Consider the following 514-nt stretch of genomic DNA (forward strand, 5'->3'; position numbering starts at 1 on the left):
TGGGCGCTGCCGTGCAACTCGTCACCGACTGGATCAACGACCCGTCCGCGGTCCTCTCCTACGGCACCCGCTTCACCAAACCGGTCCCCGTGACCGATTTGGCCGGAGAACCGGGCGCCGTCGTCGCGATAGTGGGCGTCATTGGTGCCTTGGATACGGAAGCGTCCACGGCACGGGTTGACCTGACGGTAACCCTTGATGGTCAGAAGGTCCTGGTCAAGGCACAAGCCACTGTTCGCGTGGCGTGAGCAGTGTCAAAGCCTGGCGTAACGGTGTAGTCACCGCCTACGCCGGTTCCGGCCTGGTGTTTGCCAGCTGGGTTTCGCGCCTTCCAGCCATCAAGGATGACCTTGGACTGACGCCCGGCACTGTGGGACTGATGTTGCTGTGCATGTCCCTGGGCTCATTCATCTCCGTCGGTGCGTCCGGGCTCGTGGTGTTACGGCTCGGGTCCAAACTCACCACCAGGTTGGGCAGCCTGATCCAATCCACGGGCATCATCACCTTGGCCCTG

Annotated in this window: 2 pseudogenes; both read left to right on the forward strand. The window is 62.6% G+C overall.

What is annotated here, in order from left to right:
* A pseudogene (locus CXQ91_RS24420) lies at positions 1-248 on the forward strand (acyl dehydratase); the annotation flags it as partial.
* Positions 245-514: pseudogene (locus CXQ91_RS24425) on the forward strand (MFS transporter); the annotation flags it as partial. The pseudogenes CXQ91_RS24420 and CXQ91_RS24425, both read left to right, overlap by 4 nt.

Source organism: Arthrobacter sp. Y81, from assembly GCF_002929335.1.
Classification (GTDB): Bacteria; Actinomycetota; Actinomycetes; order Actinomycetales; family Micrococcaceae; genus Arthrobacter.